This is a genomic window from Streptococcus sp. A69 (genome assembly GCF_058556195.1).
On the sequence record NZ_JBZUJU010000002.1, the window covers coordinates 420587 to 446225 of the forward strand.

General features: G+C 40.0%; 18 protein-coding genes. 15 read left to right on the forward strand and 3 right to left on the reverse strand.

Annotation, left to right across the window (positions count from 1 at the left end):
- Positions 1 to 26: 26 nt before the first annotated feature.
- The gene (locus AC4ME5_RS06085) at positions 27 to 992 is read right to left on the reverse strand and encodes a LacI family DNA-binding transcriptional regulator (protein ID WP_049479116.1); all 966 of its coding nucleotides are present in this window, start codon (positions 990 to 992) and stop codon (positions 27 to 29) included.
- Positions 973 to 2427 carry a sucrose-6-phosphate hydrolase gene (locus AC4ME5_RS06090; RefSeq protein WP_491800340.1) on the reverse strand — a complete coding sequence of 485 codons (1455 nt, stop codon included), beginning with the start codon at positions 2425 to 2427 and terminating at the stop codon, positions 973 to 975. The genes AC4ME5_RS06085 and AC4ME5_RS06090 overlap by 20 nt, the downstream gene beginning before the upstream one ends.
- Positions 2428 to 2806: 379 nt before the next feature.
- Between AC4ME5_RS06090 and AC4ME5_RS06095 the strand changes: the two genes are divergently transcribed.
- Together AC4ME5_RS06095 and scrK are read left to right on the forward strand one after the other, a co-directional pair.
- The gene (locus AC4ME5_RS06095; protein ID WP_491800341.1) at positions 2807 to 4693 is read left to right on the forward strand and encodes a sucrose-specific PTS transporter subunit IIBC; all 1887 of its coding nucleotides are present in this window, start codon (positions 2807 to 2809) and stop codon (positions 4691 to 4693) included.
- A gap of 158 nt (positions 4694 to 4851) precedes the next feature.
- A complete protein-coding gene (scrK, locus tag AC4ME5_RS06100) occupies positions 4852 to 5739 on the forward strand; it encodes a fructokinase ScrK (RefSeq protein WP_491800342.1) in 888 nt (295 codons plus the stop codon).
- Positions 5740 to 5785: 46 nt separating this feature from the next.
- Here scrK and AC4ME5_RS06105 read toward each other — a convergent pair whose 3' ends face one another.
- Entirely contained in the window at positions 5786 to 6403 is a 618-nt protein-coding gene (locus tag AC4ME5_RS06105; RefSeq protein ID WP_491800343.1) for a TVP38/TMEM64 family protein, read from the reverse strand.
- Between the two features lie 133 nt (positions 6404 to 6536).
- Here AC4ME5_RS06105 and AC4ME5_RS06110 point away from each other — a divergent pair, with 133 nt between their 5' ends.
- The 13 genes from AC4ME5_RS06110 to metE all read left to right on the forward strand — a co-directional run bounded on the left by AC4ME5_RS06110 (position 6537) and on the right by metE (position 25587).
- On the forward strand, positions 6537 to 9170 hold the full coding sequence (locus tag AC4ME5_RS06110; protein ID WP_491800344.1) for a DEAD/DEAH box helicase family protein: 2634 nt from the start codon (positions 6537 to 6539) through the stop codon (positions 9168 to 9170).
- A gap of 67 nt (positions 9171 to 9237) precedes the next feature.
- Positions 9238 to 12231 (forward strand): type I restriction endonuclease subunit R, encoded by a 2994-nt coding sequence (locus AC4ME5_RS06115; RefSeq protein ID WP_491800345.1) that lies wholly within the window; start codon positions 9238 to 9240, stop codon positions 12229 to 12231.
- 406 nt (positions 12232 to 12637) lie between these two features.
- Positions 12638 to 12823 (forward strand): hypothetical protein, encoded by a 186-nt coding sequence (locus AC4ME5_RS06120; RefSeq protein WP_491800346.1) that lies wholly within the window; start codon positions 12638 to 12640, stop codon positions 12821 to 12823.
- A gap of 44 nt (positions 12824 to 12867) precedes the next feature.
- Positions 12868 to 13629: a DUF6261 family protein gene (locus AC4ME5_RS06125; RefSeq protein ID WP_491800347.1), complete on the forward strand. Its 762-nt coding sequence runs from the start codon at positions 12868 to 12870 to the stop codon at positions 13627 to 13629.
- A 116-nt stretch (positions 13630 to 13745) separates the two neighbouring features.
- Positions 13746 to 15989 carry an exodeoxyribonuclease V subunit gamma gene (locus tag AC4ME5_RS06130; protein WP_491800348.1) on the forward strand — a complete coding sequence of 748 codons (2244 nt, stop codon included), beginning with the start codon at positions 13746 to 13748 and terminating at the stop codon, positions 15987 to 15989.
- A 14-nt stretch (positions 15990 to 16003) separates the two neighbouring features.
- The gene (locus tag AC4ME5_RS06135) at positions 16004 to 17224 is read left to right on the forward strand and encodes a restriction endonuclease subunit S (protein ID WP_491800349.1); all 1221 of its coding nucleotides are present in this window, start codon (positions 16004 to 16006) and stop codon (positions 17222 to 17224) included.
- Between the two features lie 16 nt (positions 17225 to 17240).
- A complete protein-coding gene (locus AC4ME5_RS06140; protein ID WP_491800350.1) occupies positions 17241 to 18437 on the forward strand; it encodes an HAD family hydrolase in 1197 nt (398 codons plus the stop codon).
- Between the two features lie 27 nt (positions 18438 to 18464).
- Positions 18465 to 19766 carry a P-loop NTPase fold protein gene (locus tag AC4ME5_RS06145; RefSeq protein ID WP_491800351.1) on the forward strand — a complete coding sequence of 434 codons (1302 nt, stop codon included), beginning with the start codon at positions 18465 to 18467 and terminating at the stop codon, positions 19764 to 19766.
- Between the two features lie 29 nt (positions 19767 to 19795).
- Positions 19796 to 20269, forward strand: a complete 474-nt coding sequence (locus AC4ME5_RS06150) for a hypothetical protein (protein ID WP_491800352.1) — start codon at positions 19796 to 19798, stop codon at positions 20267 to 20269.
- Between the two features lie 380 nt (positions 20270 to 20649).
- The gene (locus tag AC4ME5_RS06155) at positions 20650 to 22251 is read left to right on the forward strand and encodes a type I restriction-modification system subunit M (RefSeq protein ID WP_491800353.1); all 1602 of its coding nucleotides are present in this window, start codon (positions 20650 to 20652) and stop codon (positions 22249 to 22251) included.
- A 92-nt stretch (positions 22252 to 22343) separates the two neighbouring features.
- Entirely contained in the window at positions 22344 to 22748 is a 405-nt protein-coding gene (locus AC4ME5_RS06160; protein WP_491800354.1) for a YbgA family protein, read from the forward strand.
- Positions 22732 to 23094 carry a TIGR02328 family protein gene (locus AC4ME5_RS06165; protein WP_491800355.1) on the forward strand — a complete coding sequence of 121 codons (363 nt, stop codon included), beginning with the start codon at positions 22732 to 22734 and terminating at the stop codon, positions 23092 to 23094. The genes AC4ME5_RS06160 and AC4ME5_RS06165 overlap by 17 nt, the downstream gene beginning before the upstream one ends.
- A 243-nt stretch (positions 23095 to 23337) precedes the next feature.
- Positions 23338 to 25587 carry a 5-methyltetrahydropteroyltriglutamate--homocysteine S-methyltransferase gene (metE, locus tag AC4ME5_RS06170; protein WP_491800356.1) on the forward strand — a complete coding sequence of 750 codons (2250 nt, stop codon included), beginning with the start codon at positions 23338 to 23340 and terminating at the stop codon, positions 25585 to 25587.
- Positions 25588 to 25639: the final 52 nt, after the last annotated feature.

Below are 25639 nucleotides of genomic sequence, written 5' to 3' on the forward strand. Positions count from 1 at the left end.
CAAATCGGTCTGAGTTTTCTTTGTGTTTAAATACTTTTACCGGGTAATAGAGTAACAGGTAAGAAATAACCAGTTGTCGCGACCTCTTTACCTTCAATCTTCTGCAAGAGAAGATCAACAGTGAGTTGGGCAATCTCTTTCATAGGTTGCTTAATCGTTGTCAGGTGAGGATAGTAGTTCTCGATAAAGTAAGTCCCATCATAGCCGATGACCTTGAGCTCATCAGGAACAGAGATACCTAGCTCCTGAGCGATTTTGATCACTAGGATAGCTGTCAAATCGTCCGAAGCAAAAATCGCATCTGGTTTCTGATGGGTCAAGATATTCTTGATTTCCATTTCTTTTCTGACGGGAGAAAAGTCACTCGAAACATTGATAATAGGCGCTTTCGGGAGAACAGAGGCAAAGCCAGCATGGCGCAGTCCAGTCGGTGAGTTAGAGTTATCATTTCCTGTAATCATGATGATAGACTGAGCGCCTGTCTTAACCAGAGTTTGGGCTGCGAGGACCCCGCCACCGTAGTTATCAGAGGAGACGACAGGGATGTCTGGCGATAGGTTTCGGTCAAAGGAAATGATCGGTGCCGTCACACGATTGTAGTCTTCAATTCCCAAGTTGTGACTTCCAGAAATGATACCGTCTACCTGATTGGCCTCCAGCATTTCAATGTACTCCCGTTCTTTTTCAGAGTCATGTTCGCTGTTACAGATGATGGTCTTGTAGCCATTCTTAAAGAGTTGGTGTTCCAACTTATCAATCAACTCCGCATAAAAGACATGACTGATGTTTGGAAAAATAAGTCCAATCAACTTGGCAGATTTTCCTTGGAGACTTCGAGCTAAATTGTTGGGCTTATAGCCCAATTCTCTCATGGCTTCATTGACCTTTTGAATGGTTTTTTCCGATAGATAACCCTTTTTATTGATGACCCGAGAAACGGTAGTAGGGCTGACGCCTGCAAGTTTGGCGACATCAGTTAGTTTTGCGACCATAATCTAATTCATAATAAGTTCCGGTTGGCTTTCCAGACTTGATCAGGATACCGTTTTGGTTCGCATGCGGAAAGACGCGACCAGAAAATACTTTTTCTCCTTTATTGATGAAAATTTCAAAGACAGAATTGTCGATGAAGATGTTTGCAGTAGTAGTTTGATTGCCGATTGGGCATGAACGAGTGCTTCCAAATTCTTGGGCATACTGTTCTCCAGCCTGGCTACGGTCTACTGTAACTTGACCATTTACAAGGTCAAAGTTGATTGAAAGCCCCTTGCCTTCTTTATCAGCAAGTAAGACAATCTCGCTCTGGCTATTGGCCTCCAAGTTGAGCTCGAGTTCATAGGTGTTGTTGGTTTGAGTACGATTTGAGAAGACCTCTTCAGAAGAACGAAGTTCTTTGATAGCTGCGATAGGGTATTGGTAGAGTTTCCCATCTTTGATGGTCAGTTCCTTAACCAGTGAAAGGGCACCTTGATAATCAAATCGATCAGATGGGTAGGCTACATCTGGTAACCCAAGCCAACTTACTGCTAGTGCACGTCCGTCAGGAGCGTTGAAGGCTTGAGTTGCATAGGCTTCGAAACCATAGTCTAGATTGTGAAGTTGAGACACATCTACCATTTTAGCGTTTTCAGGATCAAAGGAAACCCCGATTTTGTACATATTTGGAAAGATATTATCGTAGTCTAGAACTTTTTTATCCAATCCTTGTGGACAGTAGAGAAGGACAGGTTGCTCCCCTACAAAGACCAGATTTGGGCATTCCATCATGTAGGCAGTGCGATCGTTAGCGAAGTCAAGGTCGCCAACTGCTTGCCAGTTTGTGTAGTCGTTGTCAACAGCCTTGTAGAGACGGACGAAGCCTTTTTTCTCCAAGTCCTGTCCACCGACGATAGCATAGTATTGACCTTTGAAGTTAAAAATTTGCGGGTCGCGGAAATGGTCAGTAGAGTCAGATGGTTGGCCAATCAAGATTTTGTCAATTTTCGTAATCTTACCATCTTTATCCATCAAAGCACCAATCTGGTATGGGTGACGAATCCAGTTTTCATCACGGACATTTCCTGTATAAAATAGGAACAAGTTATCGCCAAACTGCATGGCAGAACCAGAGTAGGCACCGTGACTATCCAATGGAGTATCTGGCAAAATTTTGACTCCAGTTTCTGTGAAGTGCACTAAATCATCACTTTCTAGCTGTGCCCAAGATTTCAAACCGTGTGCTGCACCAAAAGGAAAATTCTGGTAAAAGAGGACCCACTTGCCATCAAAGTAAGAAAAGCCATTTGGGTCGTTGAGAAGTCCTGTTTTTGGCTCAACATGGTAATGAGTATGCCATGGAGATTGTGCCATCTTTTCCTTTATATGTTGAATTTCTTCTTGCGTCCAATCTTCATAGGGTCTATAACGACGCTCGGTTGTCCATTCCATTTTATCTTTCCTCCATAAGTTCTATTCTATTATTAATAGTAAACGTTTTCGGCAAAAAAAGCAAGTTTTTTATGTTAAAAAAGAAGAAAAAATGTCAAACGATTGCCATAAATTGAGTGGAAGAAATCGGGCAAATTTTCAAGAAAAAATGAAAGAAAATGAAAAGAAAAAGCTTTGAACCCTCTAATATAAGGATATTTTTATGAGTAAATAGAAGAACTCAGTCAAAAACTATCATAAACGGAGATAAAGAAGAGAAGGAAAATAAAAAATTCTGCAAAACGCTTGACATATTTTAGAAACGTGATAAAATAATAGTCGTAGGGCGAATAAAATCGCTTTCAAATAAGAACAAAATTTTATAAGGAGATTTTTGCAAATGAACAATCAGGATATTGCAAAAAAGGTCATCGAAGCCCTTGGCGGACGTGAAAATGTCAACAGTGTAGCCCACTGTGCGACCCGTCTACGTGTCATGGTCAAAGATGAAGAGAAAATCAAGAAGGAAGTGATTGAGAACTTGGATAAAGTTCAAGGAGCTTTCTTTAACTCAGGCCAATACCAAATCATCTTTGGGACTGGTACAGTAAACAAGATGTACGACGAAGTGGTTGCACTTGGCTTGCCAACATCTTCTAAAGAAGACATGAAAGCAGAAGCTGCTAAACAAGGGAACTGGTTCCAACGTGCTATCCGTACTTTCGGTGACGTCTTTGTACCAATCATCCCAGTTATCGTAGCGACTGGTCTCTTTATGGGTGTTCGTGGTCTCTTGAATGCTCTCGGAATGACACTTCCAGAAGATGTTACCATTTACAGCCAAATCCTCACAGATACAGCCTTCATCATCTTGCCAGGTTTGGTTGTATGGTCTACCTTCCGCGTATTCGGTGGAAATCCAGCCGTTGGTATCGTCCTCGGTATGATGCTGGTTTCTGGTTCGCTTCCAAACGCTTGGGCAGTAGCATCAGGTGGTGAAGTAACAGCTATGAACTTCTTTGGCTTTATTCCTGTTGTTGGTTTGCAAGGTTCCGTTCTTCCAGCCTTCATCATCGGGGTGGTCGGAGCCAAGTTTGAAAAAGCTCTCCGCAAAGTGGTTCCAGATGTCTTGGATCTCTTGGTGACACCATTCGTGACACTTTTGGTTATGTCTATCCTTGGACTCTTTGTCATCGGACCAGTCTTCCACGTTGTTGAAAACTACATTCTTCTCGGAACAAAAGCGATTCTTGGCTTGCCATTTGGTCTCGGTGGTTTGGTCATCGGTGGGGTTCACCAATTGATCGTCGTATCAGGTGTACACCACATCTTCAACTTGCTTGAAGTGCAATTGCTTGCTGCTGACCATGTAAATCCATTCAACGCTATCATCACTGCAGCTATGACAGCTCAAGGGGCGGCGACAGTTGCCGTTGGTGTCAAAACTAAAAATCCTAAACTGAAAACACTTGCTTTCCCAGCCGCTCTTTCTGCCTTCCTCGGTATTACAGAGCCTGCTATCTTCGGGGTAAACTTGCGTTTCCGTAAACCATTCTTCCTTTCATTGATCGCTGGTGCTATCGGTGGTGGATTGGCTTCAATCCTTGGACTTGCTGGTACTGGTAATGGTATCACCATCATCCCTGGTACAATGCTTTACGTTGGGAATGGTCAATTGCTTCAATACCTTCTTATGGTAGCTGTATCATTCGTTCTTGGTTTTGCCCTTACTTACATGTTTGGTTACGAGGACGAAGAAGAAGTTGCTACTGAAGTTGCGACAGAACGTTTGGTCCAAGAAGAAACAACTGGTAACCTTCCAGTAGCTCCTCAAAACGAAACCATCCTTACTCCAATTGTTGGGGAAGTTGTTGCACTTGCTGACGTGAATGATCCAGTTTTCTCAAGCGGAGCTATGGGACAAGGGATTGCTGTCAAACCTAGTCAAGGTGTAGTTTATGCGCCAGCAGACGCTGAAGTGACCATCGCATTTGCTACAGGTCATGCCTACGGTTTGAAGACAGCCAATGGGGCTGAAATCTTGATTCACGTTGGTATCGATACAGTGACAATGAACGGTGAAGGCTTTGAACAAAAGGTTGCTCAAGGCGACAAGGTCAAAGCTGGAGACGTTCTTGGAACCTTTGACTCAAATAAAATCGCTGCCGCAGGTCTTGACGACACAACAATGGTTATCGTAACCAACACAGCAGACTATGCTTCTGTGACACCAGTCGCAAGTGGTTCAGTTGTCAAGGGTGACACGATCATCGAAGTGAAAGCCTAATCCTCTTCAAAAATCAAATCTAAAAACAAAACGAACAAATGTCATGTTTGTTCGTTTTTACTTGAATGGTAAGATATACAGAGGAAAATCTAAAATATAGAGAAATTTAAGTTTTCAAAATGTGCTATAATAGAGAAAACAAAGATAAGAGGTTTATCATGACAAAATTATATGGAAGCTTAGAAGCGGGCGGTACAAAGTTTGTCTGTGCTGTCGGAGATGAAAATTTTAACGTTGTAGAAAAAACACAGTTTCCTACAACAACTCCTATCGAGACCCTCGATAAAACCATCGAGTTCTTTTCAAAATTCGATAATCTTGCAGGTCTTGCTGTCGGATCATTTGGTCCGATCGATATTGACAAAAACTCAAAAACTTATGGCTTTATCACAACGACTCCAAAACCACATTGGGCAAATGTAGACTTGCTTGGTGCCCTCCGTCGCGCCCTTAATGTGCCCATGTATTTCACCACAGACGTAAACAGCTCTGCTTATGGTGAAGTGGTTGCCCGTAACAATGCTGGGGGCCGTATCGAAAACTTGGTCTACTACACTATCGGTACAGGAATCGGTGCAGGTGTCATCCAACGTGGTGAGTTTATCGGTGGTGTAGGTCACCCTGAAATGGGGCACTACTATGTAGCCAAACACCCAATGGATATTGAAAAAGAATTCAACGGTGTTTGTCCTTTCCACAAAGGCTGTTTAGAAGGCTTCGCGGCTGGACCAAGTCTGGAAGCTCGTACAGGTGTTCGTGGTGAAAACATCGAACTCAATAATTCTGTCTGGGATGTTCAAGCCTACTATATCGCTCAAGCTGCGGTCAATGCTACAGTGACTTTCCGCCCAGATGTGATCGTCTTTGGTGGTGGCGTCATGGCACAGCAACACATGCTGGACCGTGTACGTGAGAAATTCACAGCTCTTCTCAACGGCTATCTACCAGTACCAGACGTGCGTGACTATATCGTGACTCCAGCGGTCGCAGGTAATGGTTCCGCCACACTTGGAAACTTTGTTCTTGCTAAGAGTGTCGCAAAATAAAACAAAGAAAAAATCCGTTTGGTTGCCCAAGCGGATTTTTCTATTCTCAAAACATCTGCCAGAAGAAATCAATAATATAGGTCAAACCATAAGTATAGACTACTAGGGTAAAGGGCTTGGTCAAAACGATGATAATCATATAGCGTTTGAAGGTCATCTTGGTCAATGCTGCCAGCATACAGAGAAAATCAGCTGGACTGACAGGCCAGATCATCATAAAGATAAAGAACCGCTCGAAGCGATTGCCCTTATCTAGCCAACCGATGTACTTGTCATAGGTGCGCTTGCTGACGACGGACTGGACAAAGGCAGCCCCGTAGAGACGCACGAGGTAAAAGATAATGGCACAGCCAATCACGATACCGACATAGTTATAGATGGTTCCGATGATGTGGCCGTAAATAAAGACCCCAGCCACTGAGGTCAAAGCTCCCGGAATGATCGGAACAACGGTTTGTAGGATCTGTAAAAAGATAAAAAGTGGTGGCCCCCAAACCCCAGCTTGCTGGATAAAGGCCGATAGGGTTTCCTTGGACTGTAAAACTCCTGCCTGATAGGCCCAAATGCAGAAAATCAAGGTGCCGACTCCCCCGACGATAGACGAAACATTGATGACTTGCTGCAGAAGGGGAGAAACAGTTTTCATTTGCTTATGCTGTGACATGTAAACTCCTCATAGATAGTATGATACTACTATATCATATTTTATGGAGAAAAACTATCTGGATTATCTGACTGGAGAAATAAGTGTGGTAAAATGAGAATAAGAAAATGACAGTATAGAATGAGGGGGTATCATGTTAGGTTTAAACTTTAAAGGAAGCTGGCGCCAATACCAAAAACAGGTTTTGGATCGTTTTCAGGACTATCAAGCAGACGGTCATGTTCATCTAGTGGCTGCTCCAGGGTCTGGAAAGACAACCATTGGTATCGAGCTAATCGCTCGTTTTGGCAACCCAGCCCTTGTTTTAGTTCCGACTGTCACCATTCGTGAACAATGGGTGGACAGGATTCAAACAGCCTTTTTAGAGAACGAACAGAAGATTTCAGGCCTCGTTTCCCAAAACTTAAAGGAGATGAGGCCCCTAACGATTGTTACCTATCAGGCCTTTCATAGTGCTATAAACCAATTGCAATCACAAGAAGATGGTGAAGCAGAGGATTTTGTGGGATTCGATTTGCTTGCAAGTCTAAGAGCTCAGAAAGTTGCGACTCTTTGCTTGGACGAATGCCACCATCTGCGCAATGAATGGTGGAAAAGTCTGGAAGCCTTTCGCAAGCAGTATGAACAGCTGCAAGTCATCTCCCTGACAGCCACACCACCATATGACAGCGAGCCAGAACTCTGGGAACGCTATATCCGTATGTGTGGGGAAATCGACCAAGAAATAACAGTACCCGAATTAGTCAAGGAAGACACTCTTTGCCCTCATCAGGATTTTGTCTATATGTGTTCACTAACAGCTGAAGAGTCGGAACGTCTCAAACAGTTTGAGGAGACTAAGTGGGACTATATTCATCACCTTATAGTCGATCCTTATTTTCAAACATTTGTAGCAGGGTCTAAGGTCCTCAAAGGGGATATTTCATCTGATTTGCTCTTAGAAGATCCCAAGTACTTGTCTGCTATGTTGATTTATATGCATTCTCAGGGGTTAACGATTCCTCCCTCTTTGCAAAATTTACTGGGAACCCAGAAGCTTCCAGCATTGACCTCCTACTGGCTGGAGACGCTGTTGCAGAGCATACTCTATCAGACACCAGATTGGTATGAGGATTCAGATGGATATAAGAAAAAGTTAGAGGCTGATTTGAAGGCGCGTGGCTTGGTGGAAAAACGTCAGGTTTATCTGGTTAAGTCTAAGGCTTCTGACCAACTTTTAACCCAATCTCTAGGGAAGTTGTCTGCCATTGCCGATATCTTTTTGACGGAGTATGAGAGTCTAGGTCAGGAACTGAGGCAGTTAGTACTAGCCGACTATATTCGCAAGGATTTTGCCACCTATCTGGGAGATAATCAGGCAACCATTTCTCAGTTGGGGGTTCTCCCTTATTTTGAAAGCATTCGTCGCAAAGCTCAGGAGCAAGAGATCCCTGTATCTTTGGCTGTCTTGTCAGGTAGTGTCGTTATTTTGCCTACCGATGTGGTAGCAGAGTTGAAGGAACTCTTGCCTCAGGTTCCTCTTAGTTTCTCATCTATTGGTCACTTGGATCCAAAAGATTATGTGCAGGTTGGTTATCCTAGCCCAGCTAAGGGAATCGTAGCGGCAGTGACGGAGCTTTTTCAACGAGGGCAGATTCAAGTCCTGGTCGGAACCAAATCTCTCCTCGGAGAGGGTTGGGATGCTCCTTGTGTTAATTCCCTAATACTCGGAAGCTTTGTGGGGAGCTTTATGCTAAGTAACCAGATGCGTGGCCGTGCCATTCGTATCTGGCCGGGACATCCAGAAAAGACCAGTAACATCTGGCATCTGGTAGCCGTTCAAGCGCAAGCACTTATCACTCTTCCTGGTGAGGAGCCTAGACCAGAGAGCAATCAGGATCTGCAGACCTTGTCGCGACGGATGGAGCATTTTCTTGGATTGGCTTATAATCAGGAGAGTATTGAGACCGGTTTGGATCGTTTGGATTTTCCCAAGCCCCCCTTTAGGAAAAAGCAAATCAGCGAGTATAATGAGCGAGTTAAGAGTCTCTCCAAGGATCGAGCAGGCTTGCGCAAAAAATGGCAAGATGCTCTCGTAGTGGCAGATCAATTTGAGATTGTCACTGAAGTCGCTGCTCAACAACAGAAGATTCCAATCATGCTCCAGTTTGATGCATTAAAATGGGTTCGCATGTCTTTGTTGCTCCTAGCAGTGGATTTATTGCTCTTGTTGTTTAGATTGAGACTGATTAGAGTTTGGTGGCTTACGGCAGCCTGTCTCCTCTTTCTAGCTTTTGCTACATCACGCTATCTCCTCTATAAAAGCCCCTATAGGCGTATGCAATTCCTTGGTGAGCAGATCCGAAAGGCTCTGCTAGATTCGGGGCATCTAATAGACGATCAATCCCGTGTTCAGGTAGAGGAGGACAAGGACAACTATATGGTTTTTGCCTATCTCAAGGGAGGAAGCATGAGGGACAAGGAGCTGTTTGCACAGACTGTGGGAGAGTTCTTTGCTCCAGTGGACAATCAGCGCTATCTCTTGAAGGCAGAGAAAGCCCAACAAGGTCAGTCACCTTACTATGCCGTTCCTAGTCTTTTTGACAAGCGCAAGGAAGATGCACAGAAATTCCTAAACTTTCTGATACCTACTATCGGGCACTATGATCTCGTCTACACACGAACAGAGACCGGACGGAAAATCCTTCTTGAAGCTCGTATCCAAGCTCTCTCTAACAAAAACGACCGTATCTTGACTAAGAAGAAGGTTAAAAGCCGGTTGGAGTAGGAGCGTATGGAAAAATCCATCTGAAACATGATATAATATAGTAAAATTGTGCATTATAAAGGAGAGAATGATGCAAGTAAAACCAGAACTGGAGATAGAAAAACAACTAATCACCCAACTGGTAACTGGGGAAAGTCAATGGACTTATCGAGAAGATTTAAAAACAGAAGACCAATTATGGGACAATTTCTTTACTAAACTAGCCCAAAACAACGTTGCCCTGCTAGCAGACTATCCTTTGACAGAGCAGGAAAAACGCCAGATAAAAAACCAACTCAACTTTATCAGCTACTATGATGCTGCCAAGTGGTTGGTCGGTGAAAACGGCATTGCCAAAGTCGAGGTTCAAAGAGAGGATGCAAGCCTAGGAACCATCCGCTTATCCGTCATCTGGCGAGACAATATCGCAGCTGGTAAGTCTAGCTATGAAGTTGTCAATCAAGTCGAGAGAGACAGGGCCAATCCCCTAGATCAAGACCGTAGACTGGATGTTACTCTTCTCATCAATGGCTTGCCTATGATTCAAATCGAGCTCAAGAGTTCCCAAGCAGCATTTATCGATGCCTTTCATCAGATAAAAAAATATGATCGTGAAGGGAAATTCCGTGGCATATACTCTAGCTTGCAGATGTTTGTTGTGACCAACAAGGTCGATACTCGCTATATCGCTGCAGCTCGTGAAAATAAACTCAACAAGCAATTTCTAACCAAGTGGGTGGATAAGGACAATCATCCTGTGACAAACCTGACTAGCTTTGCCCACGAAGTCCTTTCCATCCCTCGTGCGCACCAGATGGTCATGCAGTATTCTGTCATTGATGATAGCAAGAAATCTCTCATTCTCTTGCGCCCCTACCAGATCCATGCTATCGAAGCGGTGCAGGAAGCCTCTCGCCAGCAAGCATCAGGCTATGTTTGGCATACGACAGGTTCAGGAAAGACCTTGACTTCTTATAAGGTGGCTCGGAATCTCCTCCAGATTCCATCCATCCAAAAGACGATTTTTGTCGTTGACCGCAGGGACTTGGACCAGCAGACTACTTCATCTTTTCTCTCTTATGCGACCAATGATGTCATTGATATCGATGAGACGGATAATACCCATGATTTGGTCAAGCGACTAGGAAGTAATGATAAGCGTGTCGTGGTGACAACCATCCAGAAAATCACTACCATGATGCGCAAGTTTGAACAAGGTCTTTACCAAAGAGATGCGGACAAAATCAAGGGGCTCCGAGTGGCCTTTGTCGTGGATGAATGCCACCGTGCCGTTACGCCACAAACACAAAAAGACATTAAAGTCTTTTTCCCCCAGTCCCTCTGGTATGGATTTACAGGGACGCCTATCTTTAAGGAAAATAAACGCCAGCAGGTCGGAGACCTTGCTCAAACCACCCAGCAACAGTATGGCGAACGCTTGCACGAGTATACAGTCAAGGAAGCTATCCATGATGGAGCTGTTTTAGGTTTTAAGGTCGATTATCGTAATACCCTCATCACAGATCAGTCTGAAGATCAAGTCCCAGATAGTGTTTACGAAGATGAGGAGCATATGCTGGAAGTCTTGGATGCCATTATCAATAAATCCCGCCAACAGTTAGGCTTCCAAAAGGGAGTAGGTAAGACCTACAATGCCATCCTAACTGTTAAATCCATCCCTCAAGCCCAAGCCTACTATGACCTACTCAAACGAGTCAAGGCTGGTCAGACACGAGTCAAGGTATCAGAGAGGGTCAAGCAGGTCCTTCCTGATTTTCCAAAGGCGACCATCACTTATTCTGTCACAGAAAATGAAGAGGACTCAAGAGCCAACCAAGACCACATGAAACAGGTCTTAGAGGACTATAACCAAGAGTTTGATACTCACTTTACCATGGCGGATCTTCGTGGCTTTAACACAGATGTCAATAACCGCCTTGCCCGTAAGCAAGACAAGTATCTCTATCGCAAGGAGCAGTTGGACTTGGTTATCGTGGTCAATCGTCTCCTAACGGGATTTGATGCGCCTTGTCTATCGACTCTCTTTATCGACCGCAAACCCTTGCAACCGCAGGATTTGATTCAGGCCTTTAGTCGTACCAACCGTATCTTTGATTCTAGTAAATCCTATGGTCATATCATCACTTTCCAAAAGCCTCTAGCCTTTAAGGAAGCAGTGGATAATGCCCTCAAGCTCTACTCAAATGGTGGAGAAAACGAGGTCCTAGCCCCTAGCTGGGAAGAGGAAAAGAGGAACTTTTTACGGAGTTGCAGTGATTTCCAAAATCTCATCACCGATGATCCTGAGCAAGGGCTCCAAATCGAGCAGATTTCTACACCTGAGTTGAGAAAGCTCGCCAAGGCCTATCAGGTCTTTGATAAATACCTAGCTTCTATCCGAGTTTATAAAGAGTATGATGAGGAAGAAATCTACGCGCAGACAGGACTTAGCGCAGAAGAATTGGAAACCTATCTTGGCTTCTATCAAAACATCCTAGCTGAATTAAAAAGCCGAAGAGATGATGGTGGTGAGGATGGGGAACCCCTTGATATTCACTATGAACTAGAGTCCATCCAAGTGGATGAGATCAACTATGCCTATATCCTAACCTTAATCCAAAGCCTGATCGAGCAAGGTCAGAGTCAAGAAAAGAACCTAAGCGCTCAAGATAGAGAGGCAGTGAATAGCTATATTGAGAGCCTTGAGAAGACCAATCCAAATCTTGCCCAGATCATCACTGAACTATGGAAGGAAGTACAGGACAAGCCAGAAAGCTATCGCGGTCAGTCCATTGCCAATATCTTGGATCAGATGATCGAGGCGGTTATCCAGCAACATATCCATGTCTTTAGCAAACGTTGGTATGTCGGAGAGGATGAACTCCGTTACTATGTTGAGCACTACCGCAAGGGAGCCAAGAAACAACTGGGAGAGAGCCAGCTGACCAAGAGCCAGCGCTATCAGGACTATAAGATAGAAGTGGCAGATGCCCTTAATCCCCTCCTCTATAAAAAACAAATCAAGGAGGCATGTAAGCAACTTGTCGAAGAAGTCATTGAGCCACTCAGAGTGGGGAGATAGTCCTTCGAAGTTTCGAAGACATAGACTTCCTAAAGTTTAGATGTATTCTATGCTTAGAATGATAAGAAATACATAAATTTATGGGTATTCTAAGCTTCGAATAGTCTATCTGAGAAAGTTTTGAGGTCTTCGAACTTTCGAATAGTCGTCTTTCCTAAAGTTTAGATGTATTCTAAAGCTAGAAAAGTTAAAATCTAAAAATAGTAAGAGTCTCTATCTGACAGACGGATACGTTTCCAGTCAGATAGGGATTTTTTGTTTCTGAAATGACTGATTTATCCTGTAAAAGTAAGAAATAGACTGAAAAAGTGCTGTTGGGATGATAAAGTAGACAGTTGAGCGGATGAGTGTCCTGAGTTCTTTGCTATTTGTTAGAATTGTCTTATCAACTTAAAGGAGAAATCTGATGAAGGAAGATAAAGAAAATGATGAGGGTATCCTATCGGACCTTCCTCTATGGGGACTCCTATTTTTGGTCTGTGTATTGCTTCAAGTCTATGTAGGAAAGGAGAGACCTTTGATTCAACCTGTTAGACAAAGAAGTATTGTAAAAACAGATCTATCTTCCAGAACTAATCCAGTCTTTATTTGATAAAGAAAAAACTAAATGATTCGTTAAATAGAAAGGTTATCATCATGACAAAAACATTCACTATCCATCCGCTAAGCTATACCAATTTTACCAACCGTGAGTTTGAAAGTCTCATGGTAGATACGGGTCAACTACTAGAAGTTTTTGCCAAGGCACATAAGGACGAGCCTATGTATGGCAAGCATCTCGATTCCTTCAGGAGCAAGCTAGCAGACTTCCAAAGCCAACTCGCTATCGTAGAAAAGAAAGAGGCGACGAACCTGACCGAAGTCGATCGCAATCGTGACAGTGCCCTAGTCGGTCTCTTTACCCTTCATAGGGGCTTTGCTAAGATCAAGGAGACCAAACTCAAAGAAGCCCATGAGGCCTTGAAGCCAGTTTTTGCCAAGTACAAGGACATCACCAAGCATAGCAATGATGTGGAAACGGCAGAAATCAAGAGTCTGCTCAAAACCCTCAGTGAAGAACCCTACCATACGGCAGTGACTAGCCTAGGACTGACACCTATGCTACAGACGGTGATCAGTGCGCAGGAGGAGTATGATCAGGTTGAGAGTCAGACGCGTGCGCATAAGTCTGCCAAGGAAGTTGGAAAGACCAGACAAGTCCGTACCGAACTAACCAGCATCTACGACCTCTTTATGCGCTATACCGCAGCCAGCGCAGAAGCCTATCCTGAAAAAGAACACCTGACCAAACTCCTTAAAGACCTCAACACAATACGAGATAGTAAACGACGATTGAGTGGCTCGGGTAAGAAGGATAAGAAAGCGAAAACAGAAGAAGCGACACAAGTGGCAGGATAAAGACAACCCCTTAGAAATGCATTTCTGAGGGGATTTTGATGTCTGTAGAAATGTTTGGAAGAACTTAAATTAACTGGTATAATAGATAAAGGCAAATATAAAATGAAGGTTTATCTATGAAAAAAAATTATATTGAACATGAAGTAAAAGTAAAACTCATGGATTCAATACTCAATAATGATGGAGATTACCAATGGTTTCTAGATTATATTGAAAATAATTTTGATAACGATGATATTGATTCTTGGGAAAACTTTGAGAATAGGTATGTGTCTTTTTCAAAAATAATTGATTATTTCTCTAAAATCCAAAAGATTGAAGATAAAGAATTGAAAACGGATTTTGTTCTGTTAAAAGATATTATTTTGATTTCTAGATTCAAATTAGATTTAATTACGTGGTCACAATTATCTATTAAAGTCCAGTCAAATTTTGGAAAAATATTAGCACTAGCACTATATATAACTAAATTGATGAGTTTAAAAAATCAATTAAATGATGAAATTAATTTTGGGATTTTTTCGATTAAGAATTTTTGGCAGGTGTATAATTTAGATGAAGTTATTGAGCGTAAAGAATTGATTTACGATTATTTAGAAAGTATTTCAATAAAAAACTTTGACAGAGAAAAAGAAATTATTTCTTCTAATTTAAATCATGAGGATACAACTTGCTCAATGCAATTCCTTGCTGTATTAAAATCATTAGCTTTTAATACAACTACATTTTCTTACAATTATAAAAAATATGAATACAATGTGATTACATGGCAAGAGAGAGTTGTATTAGGATTTGTAACTCGTCCACTTGATGTCTTATTAAAAGATGAGGATTTTAATTCACATTTTTCAGTTGAACAATTAAAAAAATTAATCGATTATTTCCATGGTGATGGAGTAGTGCGATATATAATTGAGACTATAATTTATGAAAAATTCAATATCTTGCCTTCATCTATGGTAGTTGAAAACCATATACAGTTACTGCTCTTTAATGTTTCTATGAAGTCTGATTTTGAACTTTTTAACTCAAGTTCAGTATTATTTTTATCAAAACTTTTTAAAGAAAAAGATTTTAAAAAGATAAGTATCAGTAATTATTTGCGTTATAAATTCATGCAAGCTATTCAAAATGTTGAAGAACCAAAACAAATTGAAAAATTAAAAGCTTTAGGTTTCCCAACTAGCAAGCAACAAAATGAAAGATTAAAAAGTTATTCACGTGATCTTTATAAATCAATTTCTAATGTCCAAAATAATGCTGATTTAATTCGTTATTTTGATAGTGTATCACTTGTTGTGTATTTAGATAATGAGTATTTCTTTCAAATATGCCAAAAGTTTCGGGAAGTCGTAATTGAGAAAGAAGAAACGCAATCACTAGAAACGGCCAATATGTTTCTAATGTATATGAAATTTTTATACTTTCTAAGTGATAATCTTGGTGAACATTTAAATAAAAATTTGTTAATAAATGAAATTATTTCTATTCAAAATTTGTGGGAAAATACTTATTATGAACAAGAACTTAACAATATGCAAGAATTTACTTATCAACAGGAAATTTCGAATACGGAGATTGATAAATTTAATTATTTCTTAATAAAACATCCATTTTCTATAGCGAATCAATGTATATTAGTTACAGAAGAAAAGACTATCCAAATTATGGAATTAGCTTCTGAAAATGCATTGATATATTTTATGAATAGAATAATAGTTGACCCAATATTTCCTAAAGATAGTTCTGATATAGTATTGGATAGACATGATGTTGACCAATTACTAGAGAAATACGTAAAATCAATTATTGATAATAAGAGTTATAAGTTTCGTAATATTTTAAAACCAAATAAATATATGCTTGCTTTACATGAAAATTATATCCGAAATGTGACTTTTTTAACTACTATTTTTAATAGAACAGAGGAACTGTATCTTTATTTAAATAGTTGTAGCAGATTTAATTTTATTGAATTTGATAAAGAGATTAAAATTGCACATATTACTCAATTATTTCCGTTGCTGGAAGAAAAAATTAGAGAACTTGCGAGACTGTCTGGTTATAATCCTTTTAAGATGCAAAAGAAGGAGTTTATGAATTACAGAGATCCAAGTTCAATTCTCAGAGAGATAATTACTGAAGTTTTTAATCTTACAGATAGCTTTGAGAATATTCCTGATTTGTTATTTGTCTATCATTTTATGTATAATAGTAATTCACTCAATATTCGAAATGAGTGTATACATGGTAGAGATTTTTTAAGTGGTGAAAGATTGATTCTAGCATTTAAAGTTACAATGTTATCCATCCAGATGATTGAGAATAGAATTAAATTAATTAAAGAAAATTCAAGATAAATGAGAAATAATTTATGATAAAAGTAAATAAACCTAAAATAAGATTTAAAAATTTTAATGATAGTTGGAGCTTAAGAAAATTAAGCGACACTCAAACTGATTTTAAAGATGGTAATTATGGAGAAGCTTACCCTAAAGAAACAGACCTAACATCTTCAACTCAGGGAGTTCCTTTTCTGAGGGGAAGTGATTTGGATAATGGAAAGTTGACTCTAACAAATGCTAGATATATAACTCAATCAAAACACAATGAATTGATATCTGGACACTTGATTGAAGACGACATTGTAATTGCAGTAAGAGGTAGTCTGGGTTCGTTAGGGTACGTTGGACCTGATAATGAGGGATGGAATATAAACTCACAGTTAGCAATTATAAGAACCAGAAAAATAGAATTAATAGGTAATTATTTAATACAATTTTTATTATCAAATAGGGGTAATAAGGAGATTTCATCACATATTACTGGTACAGCATTAAAGCAGTTGCCTATTAAGCAATTAAAAAATATAAAAGTTCCTATTCCAAAAATAGATGAACAATCCGCCATCGGTTCACTTTTCCGAACCCTCGACGACCTTCTGGCTAGCTACAAGGACAATCTTTCCAACTACCAATCTCTCAAGGCAACCATGCTTTCCAAGATGTTTCCCAAAGCTGGACAGACAGTTCCTGAGATTCGTTTGGAAGGATTTGAAGGTGAGTGGAAAGAAAAGGAATTCAGTAAACTTGTAAAAAGAGTTACTCAAAGTTCTGACTCTGATTCATTGCCAAAGGTTGAGTTTGAGGATATTGTTTCTGGTCAAGGTCAACTCAATAAAGATATTAGTAGCAAATTTGATAATCGTAAAGGTATACACTTTAAACCTGGATACACATTATATGGGAAATTACGTCCATATTTAAATAATTGGCTTTTGCCGAAATTTGAGGGAGTAGCTTTAGGAGATTTTTGGGTATTTGATCCAAATGGAAATGATTCAAATTTCATTTATTATTTAGTTCAATCAAATCGCTATCAAAAAGTTGCTAATGACACATCTGGTACAAAAATGCCACGATCTGATTGGAAGTCGGTTTCATCTACTATTTTTGCAATTCCACAAACAGTTGCCGAACAACAAGCCATCGGCGCCTATTTCTCTAATCTCGATAACCTCATCAACTCTCATCAAGAAAAAATTTCTAAGCTAGAAACACTGAAAAAGAAACTCTTGCAGGATATGTTTATTTAACTGAAAGGGGCTAAATATGCCAGACATAACTTTTAAACGTGAAAAGAAAACAGACAAACCGGTTATTGCACTTTGCTATGATTTTGATAAAACTCTATCTCCAGATGATATGCAAGCTCAAGGATATATCCAAACAGTACAACCAGAAGGAAGCGACATGATTGGTGATTTCTGGAAGGAGTCAAATGGTCGTGCTACAGCAAATAATATGGATAAAAACCTTGCTTATATGTATACCATGAAGAAAAAAGCACGTGGTCAGATTGTTTTTACAAAAGAAAAGTTAGCTGAGTATGGATCTCAGGTTGCACTTTTTCCAGGAGTAGAGGATTGGTTTAAACGCATAAGAGACTACGGAGCTGATAAAGGAATCATTGTCGAGCATTATATTATATCTTCAGGTTTAAAAGAGATGATAGAAGGAACTTCAATTGCAAAAGAGTTTAAAGAACTGTACGCAACTTCTTTCTATTTTGATGATGATGGAGTTGCTGTCTGGCCTGCTCAAGTAGTGAATTATACTAATAAGACACAGTTTCTTTTTCGTATCTCAAAAGGTGTCCTCGATGTTAATGATGAAGCGGTTAATGATTCTTTTGCACCTGACGAAATCAGAGTTCCATTCCGAAATATGATTTATTTAGGTGATAGCGACACAGATATTCCTTGTATGAAATTGGTGAATTCTCAAGGTGGTTATTCTGTCGGAGTTTTTAATCCAGATGAAAAAGATGAACTGAAGGCAAAGAATAAAGTCTATAAAATGATGAGAGATAATCGTATTTCTTATTTTGCTCCTGCAGACTATTCAGAGGGTAGTGAGCTTGACGAACTAGTGAAATTGATTATTGATAAAACTGTATACAATGAAAAACTGTATGAGAAAAAGTACAATAATCAAAAAGAAGCTATTGAACAAGCTAAACCAAAAGAAGAGCAAGAGAAATTAGATTTAATCAACTCATTAGAAAGTAGTGGTAGCTTCAAAAATACTCATGCTATAGTTGAGAAGTTATCAAAATATACTAGTTGGAAACATGAAGAATTGGAAGACCTTTTACAAATTGCACTAGAAAATACACAGGTATGGCATATTTTAAATGATCCAGATATTAAAAAGTTTTACCAGTATCTTATTGAACAACTTGGTAGCAATACTGATGAGTTAATTAGAGACACAGTTGAAAATATTCAACAAAAATTTGAATCATAATTGAAGATGAGAATTGTTAGGTGAGATATGACGGAGAAAAATTTTATAGAACTAGATAAAATTGATACCTCAACTGCGGCGCAAAATTTTGCAAATTTATTAAACGAGAATAAGACGTATTTTTTGAATGGTACTTGGGGATCAGGAAAGTCTAATTTTCTAAAACAAGTTGACAATTTAAAACCTCTAAACAATAAAAAAAAAGTTAAACTAGTAACCATTGATTTTTGGAGATTAAATGACAGTCGCTCAACATTAGAGACAGTTTTTGCCAATTTACATCCATTTGTTTATTGGGGATTAAGATTAATTGTAATTCTATGCATTGCATTATCAATATTAATGACTAATGTAGTTGATTTGGGTCTAAGTGTTTTTGTACCTACTTGGGTTATATTGGGTGCAGGAGTGGTTGCTTTAATAGTCGCAATTCATCAGTTTTTGAAAATAAAATCAGATGGAATTTATAGTAGGTTGTTGACTTTAAATTTTCATTCATGTGGGAAGAAAGTCTTAGTCGTTGATGATTTTGATAGAATGACGCCGGCTCAACAGGAAGCTAGTTATAAACTTTTCAGTTTACTCAATGGAAAACTTCCAATTATCTTTGTTGGAGATATAGAACTTTTACATAAAAATGATAATAATTATCTTTCAAAAATTATAGATCGACGAGTTGAACTTCCATTTGTTCTCCATCCGACAAAAATATGGAGTGATTATTTCGAGCAATTGGAAAATAGATTAGAAATAAAGCTTTCTGATGGGTTTAAAGGTGTGTTCATAAAAGATGAAAAAAATTTACGAGACAGAGAACGCTTTAATGATTATGTTAATCTGGAATTGATTGGACGGAATAAAAAGAAGTATGTTCAAAGTGAACAACAGTTAGTTGTTATTTATCTTTTTCTATATTATCCAAAATTTTATGAAAGTCTAAAGACAGGTAAAGGTTCTATTGGAATAGATTCGAATAAACAATTATTAATTGAAGAACTTCATAATATTTTATTTAAAAAAAATGATTTATATCCTAGTTGTTACCTTTCAAATTGGGAAGCTTACCTTATAAATGAAATACCATCGAATAGAACAATTGATGAACTGAATTGTATTCTTGATTATAATCAAGAACTTTCCAGTGAAATTTTAAATTTTCAGAATGATTTTTTTGATTATGTAACAGGAAACTTTGAAAGTCTAACTGAGAATCAAGGAAACGAATTATTTTTACACTCTATAGAATTATCTCAAATTACTGATAATAATAGGCTGATGGATTTTATTATTCAAAAAAAGTTGAGAAAGAAATCCCTGGATATAGTCTAGGATCCCGAGTAGTAAATGAAAAATTAGTTATGGATACCATTTCCTTTTTAAAAAACTTTTTAGGAAAAAATGATGACAGTGAGATTTTATTCTTTATTTTTAAGCATAAAATTTTTAGGTATTCAGACATAAAATTGTTTGATACAAATTACTTAAGTCCATATGATAAAGAATTCTCGTCATATAAATTTAAACATGTTATATTGTTAATGAATTTATACAGTCTAGATAAAGAACTTCAATATAAAGACTGGGGAGATAAACTTTGGAACGCGATTATTAAACTAAGTGAAGAGGAATTCCTTAGGTTTTGGTTAGAATTTGGATTGATAAGAAATAAAAATAATAAACTTGGATATGATTCTCAAAATAAAGATTATATTTTTGTAAACGATTTTGACACTTTTGCTGATCAAAGTGAGATTTTTTTCTTAATAGGAAAAATTAAGGAAAGACTAAAAGAACTCAAAGAAGAAGGATTCAAATTTGAGTTTGAGAGCTGAAAAAGTACCATGGTAACTGTAACACAAGTATCAAAGATATTAAGCAACCTAGAGGTGGATTTCTACCCATTGAGTTATTTTCAGTAGAGAATCTAGATAATCATAGGGGCTCCATCCGGTGGAGTCTGTGTCTTCTGGTCTAGTGGCGGATTTGTGTAGTCTACCTTACTCGGTTTATAAACGGCACTTATGTTAGGAGTACTTTCAGGATTTCTATACAAAATAGAATTTGAGAATATTTAGCCTGTTTAAAAATATTATTTACAAACTTCCAGTCTCATAGATTTCATTGGTTTTAATGAAACTAAAGAAAATGAAGTGATTTGTTATAAATGATTGCTTGTTTAAAAGAATAATTGCAAAACTTAGAAAGAAACATTATGGAAACAACACAAACTTCCCAGTCGCTCTACCAAGCCCTGTGGAACTCAGCGGATGTTCTCCGCTCCAAGATGGATGCCAATGACTATAAGTCTTATCTTTTGGGCATGGTCTTTTATAAGTATCTGTCAGACAAGATGCTCTTTTTCGTGGCGGAGACCATGGAGGAGGGGACAGATAGTCTTGAGGAGGCCCTTGAGATCTATCGCTCCTACTACGAGGATGCGGACACTCACGAGGACCTCCTCTCTGTCATGAAGGATGAACTCAACTATAGTATCAAGCCAGACCTGACCTTTACGGCTCTAGTAGCACGTGTCAATGAGGGGACTTTCCAGCTGGAAGATTTGGCTCAGGGTTTTCGTGATATCGAGCAGAGCGACGACCTCTATGAAAACCTCTTTGAGGATATCGACCTCTATTCTAAAAAGCTAGGGGCAACTCCACAAAAGCAAAACCAAACGGTGGCAGCAGTCATGAAGGAGTTGGCTGTGCTAGATGTGGCTGGTCATGCGGGTGATATGCTGGGGGATGCCTATGAATATCTGATCGGTCAGTTTGCAACAGACTCTGGGAAAAAGGCTGGTGAGTTCTACACGCCTCAGCCCGTTGCCAAGCTCATGACTCAGATTGCCTTTTTGGATCGTGAAGACCAGCAAGGCTTTACCATCTATGATGCGACCATGGGGTCTGGCTCTCTCTTACTCAATGCCAAGAAATACTCTCATAAACCGCAGACGGTGGTCTACTTCGGTCAGGAGCTCAATACCTCCACTTATAACTTGGCTCGGATGAACATGATTCTACACGGCGTTCCTGTTGAGAATCAATTTCTCCATAATGCTGATACACTAGACGAAGACTGGCCGACTCAAGAACCAACCAACTTTGATGGGGTTCTCATGAACCCTCCATACTCTGCCAAGTGGTCTGCAAGCTCTGGCTTCCTGAATGATCCTCGTTTCTCTCCTTTTGGGAAACTTGCTCCCCAGTCCAAGGCTGACTTTGCCTTCCTCTTGCATGGATATTACCACCTCAAGCAGGATAATGGAGTTATGGCTATCGTCCTTCCCCATGGTGTTCTTTTCCGTGGCAATGCGGAGGGGACCATTCGTAAGGCCTTGTTAGAAGAAGGAGCCATTGACACGGTTATCGGTCTACCTGCTAATATCTTCTTTAATACCAGCATTCCGACCACGGTTATCATTCTCAAAAAGAACCGTACCAATCGTGATGTCTACTTTATCGATGCTTCGAAGGAGTTTGATAAGGGTAAAAACCAGAATATCATGACGGATGCTCATATCGAGAAGATTCTGGAAGCCTACAAGTCTCGAGAGGAGATTGACAAGTTTGCCCATCTAGCAAGCTATGAAGAAATCGTCGAAAATGACTACAACCTCAATATCCCTCGCTATGTAGACACCTTTGAGGAAGAAGAAGTCGAGCCGCTGACAGACATCGTCAGCAAGATTAACAAGACAAATGAAGCAATTCAAAGCCAAACAGCTTCTCTACTTGAAATGTTCGGTCAACTCCACGGAACCACACCAGAAGCCGAAGCCGAGCTCAAAGAGTTTTTGAAACACTTTAAAGGGTGATGGAGCCAATTGATTCGCTCATATTCCGCTCATTTTTAAGATTTAACTTTGTTTCCATATTTCCTGGAAACTTATAGAAAGCAAGGAGAAACATGGAACAAACTAATCAAAAATCCCAGTGCCAACAACTCTGGGCTAGAAACAAATACCTCGTTTTGAGTCATTCTAGCAATATTTACAATGAGATTCGCCAATACTTGAAGAATGAAGAGGTGGAGGTGAGTCTGGTTCAAGAGATGATTGACCGCGCCTGTCAAATCCCAGAACACAGGGGTCAGGTTTGCAATGCCTTTCAGCATATTTGGGGCTATTTCAAAAAGAAAGCGACTGATGCTGAACGCAAGGATTACATGCTCTTGCTGGATCGCTACCGCTTTGGTCAGGTTTCCAAGGAAGACTTGATTGCTAAGACTCGAGACTTGCTTGATCACTATCCAAATAGCTACTTGCAACATTCGACTTTACTGAAAGGAGACTCCCATGAGACTTTGGCATGAGGCTTTGATTTCACAACTTCCCCGTCCTCAGCTTTTGGGGCAACATCGAGAATGCTGCGCCCTGCGTGGCAATGGCTGGGGCAGAAAGCATGCGACGGTTGATTATGTCTTTACTCACTCGCCCTATCGTCTCTATGTCTATCATCGCTTGATCATGGAGGAGATGGCTAACCGTGGCTATAATGTCAGTCCAGAGTGGCTGGACAAGAACTACCGTGGAAAAATCTGTCCTGCTTATGAAGACTTAGCAGAGGAAAAGTTGGTCAATCCTATCTATAGTGAGCATGATGCAGAATACTATGAGGAGTGTTTGGATAATCTTCGTGATAAGAGGATCGACCTATAGTCTTTTCTAATAACAAGTCATAGTCAACTCTCAGTTTACTCAAGATTGACTATGAACATAACTATCTTGAAACTCTATTAATCATTGTCTACCAAAGGATTTGGGGAATCTTCTCCAAATCCTTTTTTGTGCTTTGAAAAGCGATATAGTTTCAAACTATATCAAAGCCTAATTATTTACAATTATACAGACAGTTTCTTTTCTGTTAAGATAGTTTCAACAACAAATTTTGGAGGACACATCATGTCAACTACGATCATCGGTTTCCCTCGTTTGGGTGAATTCCGCGAATTAAAATTTACAACTGAAAAATACTTTAGAAAAGAAATCTCAGAAGAAGAACTCTTGGTAGCAGCAAAAGAATTGCGTGCAAAACACTGGAACATTGTCAAAGAAAAAGGCATCACTGAAATCCCATCAAATGACTTTTCTCACTATGACAACTTCCTAGATGCAGCATTCCTCTTCAACGTGGTACCTGCTTCAGTTCAAAACTTGGACTTGTCTGAGCTTGAGCGTTACTTTGCTTTGGCGCGTGGTTACCAAGGAGAAAAAGGGGATGTTCGCGCCCTTCCAATGAAGAAATGGTTCAACACTAACTACCACTACATCGTTCCTAAGTTTGAAAAAGACACTCAAGTAAAATTGGCAGGTCACAAGATCTTTGATGAGTTCCAAGAAGCCAAAGAACTTGGATTGAACACTCGTCCTGTTCTCGTCGGTCCATTCACTTTCCTTCAATTATCAGACTTTGAAGAAGGCGTGAAAGCTGAAGACTTCGTAGACAGCTTAGTGGCTGCTTACCAAGAAGTTTTTGCTAAATTAGCTGAACTTGGTGCGACTCGCATCCAGTTGGACGAAGCGGCTCTTGTCAAAGACTTGACAGAAGAAGAAAAAGCACTCTTCTTGAACCTCTACAACAAACTCTTGGCTGACAAAAAAGGTCTTGAAGTCTTGCTTCAAACTTACTTCGGTGACGTTCGTGACGTCTACGCTGACCTTGTGAACTTGCCAGTAGATGCCATCGGTTTGGACTTCGTTGAAGGTAAGAAAACTCTTGAACTGGTTAAAGGTGGCTTCCCAGCTGACAAGACTCTCTATGCAGGTATCGTCAATGGTAAAAACATCTGGCGCAACAACTACGAAAAGAGCTTGGCTGTTCTTGAGCAAATCCCAGCTGAAAACATTGTCTTGACAAGTTCATGCTCGCTTCTTCATGTGCCATTTACAACTGCTAACGAAGAATTTGAGCCAGCTATCTTGAACCACTTTGCCTTTGCAGTTGAAAAATTGGAAGAACTTCGTGACTTGGATGCTATCCGCAATGGTCAAGGTGCAGAAGCTCTTGCTGCTAACAAAGAACTCTTTGCGACTGAACGTGTTGGTGAAAATGCTGAACTTCGTGCGCGCATCGCTGGATTGACTGACGCAGACTACACTCGTTTGCCAGCCTTTGCAGAACGTGAAGCTATCCAAGAAGAAGCCTTTAAACTTCCAGCTCTTCCAACAACAACTATCGGTTCATTCCCTCAAACTAAGGAAGTTCGTGCGAAACGTTTGGCCTTCCGTAAGGGTGAATTGTCACAAGAAGAGTACGATGCTTTCCTTGCTGAAACTATCGACGAATGGATCAAATGGCAAGAAGAAGTTGGATTTGACGTGCTTGTACACGGTGAGTTCGAGCGTAACGACATGGTTGAGTACTTCGGCCAAAACTTGTCAGGTTACCTCTTCTCTAAGAATGGTTGGGTACAATCATACGGTATGCGTGGGGTGAAACCACCAATCATCTGGGGTGACGTCACTCGTCTTAACCCAATCACTGTCAAATGGTCTAGCTATGCGCAAAGCCGTACTGACAAACCTGTTAAAGGTATGTTGACTGGGCCTGTTACAATTCTTAACTGGTCATTCCCACGTGAAGACATCTCTATCAAGGACTCTACTCTTCAAATCGCTCTTGCTATTAAGGATGAAGTTCTTGACCTTGAAGCTGCAGGCGTGAAAATCATCCAAATCGATGAGGCTGCTCTTCGTGAGAAATTGCCACTCCGTCGTAGCGACTGGTACGAAGACTACCTTGACTGGGCTATTCCAGCCTTCCGCTTGGTACACTCTACAGTAGCGCCAGACACACAAATCCACACTCACATGTGTTACTCAGAATTTACAGATATTATCCCAGCTATTGACAACATGGATGCGGACGTTATTTCCTTTGAAGCCAGCCGTTCAAACCTTGAAATCTTGGACGAACTCAAAGCGAAAAACTTCCAAACAGAAGTGGGACCTGGGGTATACGATATCCACTCACCTCGTGTGCCAAATGAAGGCGAAATCGACCACACAATCGATGCTATTCTTGCTAAAGTTCCAAGCAAGAAAGTTTGGATTAACCCTGACTGTGGTTTGAAAACACGTGGTATTCCAGAAACAAAAGAAAGCTTGATCCGCCTTGTAGAAGCAGCTAAAGCTGCGCGTGAGAAATTGTAAGATCCGATTTCTCTCCATACAATGGTTGTTCAAAAAGAAATCAACTAGAAAA

Bases quoted from the DNA above. Each gene is read 5' to 3' on its own strand.
- scrK (WP_491800342.1), top strand. From the start codon at position 4,852: ATGACAAAATTATATGGAAGCTTAGAAGCGGGCGGTACAAAGTTTGTC.
- AC4ME5_RS06165 (WP_491800355.1), top strand. From the start codon at position 22,732: ATGAGACTTTGGCATGAGGCTTTGATTTCACAACTTCCCCGTCCTCAG.
- AC4ME5_RS06120 (WP_491800346.1), top strand. From the start codon at position 12,638: ATGAAGGAAGATAAAGAAAATGATGAGGGTATCCTATCGGACCTTCCT.
- AC4ME5_RS06130 (WP_491800348.1), top strand. From the start codon at position 13,746: ATGAAAAAAAATTATATTGAACATGAAGTAAAAGTAAAACTCATGGAT.
- AC4ME5_RS06125 (WP_491800347.1), top strand. From the start codon at position 12,868: ATGACAAAAACATTCACTATCCATCCGCTAAGCTATACCAATTTTACC.
- AC4ME5_RS06135 (WP_491800349.1), top strand. From the start codon at position 16,004: ATGATAAAAGTAAATAAACCTAAAATAAGATTTAAAAATTTTAATGAT.
- metE (WP_491800356.1), top strand. From the start codon at position 23,338: ATGTCAACTACGATCATCGGTTTCCCTCGTTTGGGTGAATTCCGCGAA.
- AC4ME5_RS06160 (WP_491800354.1), top strand. From the start codon at position 22,344: ATGGAACAAACTAATCAAAAATCCCAGTGCCAACAACTCTGGGCTAGA.
- AC4ME5_RS06090 (WP_491800340.1), bottom strand. From the start codon at position 2,427: ATGGAATGGACAACCGAGCGTCGTTATAGACCCTATGAAGATTGGACG.
- AC4ME5_RS06105 (WP_491800343.1), bottom strand. From the start codon at position 6,403: ATGTCACAGCATAAGCAAATGAAAACTGTTTCTCCCCTTCTGCAGCAA.
- AC4ME5_RS06095 (WP_491800341.1), top strand. From the start codon at position 2,807: ATGAACAATCAGGATATTGCAAAAAAGGTCATCGAAGCCCTTGGCGGA.
- AC4ME5_RS06115 (WP_491800345.1), top strand. From the start codon at position 9,238: ATGATGCAAGTAAAACCAGAACTGGAGATAGAAAAACAACTAATCACC.
- AC4ME5_RS06150 (WP_491800352.1), top strand. From the start codon at position 19,796: ATGGATACCATTTCCTTTTTAAAAAACTTTTTAGGAAAAAATGATGAC.
- AC4ME5_RS06110 (WP_491800344.1), top strand. From the start codon at position 6,537: ATGTTAGGTTTAAACTTTAAAGGAAGCTGGCGCCAATACCAAAAACAG.
- AC4ME5_RS06145 (WP_491800351.1), top strand. From the start codon at position 18,465: ATGACGGAGAAAAATTTTATAGAACTAGATAAAATTGATACCTCAACT.
- AC4ME5_RS06140 (WP_491800350.1), top strand. From the start codon at position 17,241: ATGCCAGACATAACTTTTAAACGTGAAAAGAAAACAGACAAACCGGTT.
- AC4ME5_RS06155 (WP_491800353.1), top strand. From the start codon at position 20,650: ATGGAAACAACACAAACTTCCCAGTCGCTCTACCAAGCCCTGTGGAAC.
- AC4ME5_RS06085 (WP_049479116.1), bottom strand. From the start codon at position 992: ATGGTCGCAAAACTAACTGATGTCGCCAAACTTGCAGGCGTCAGCCCT.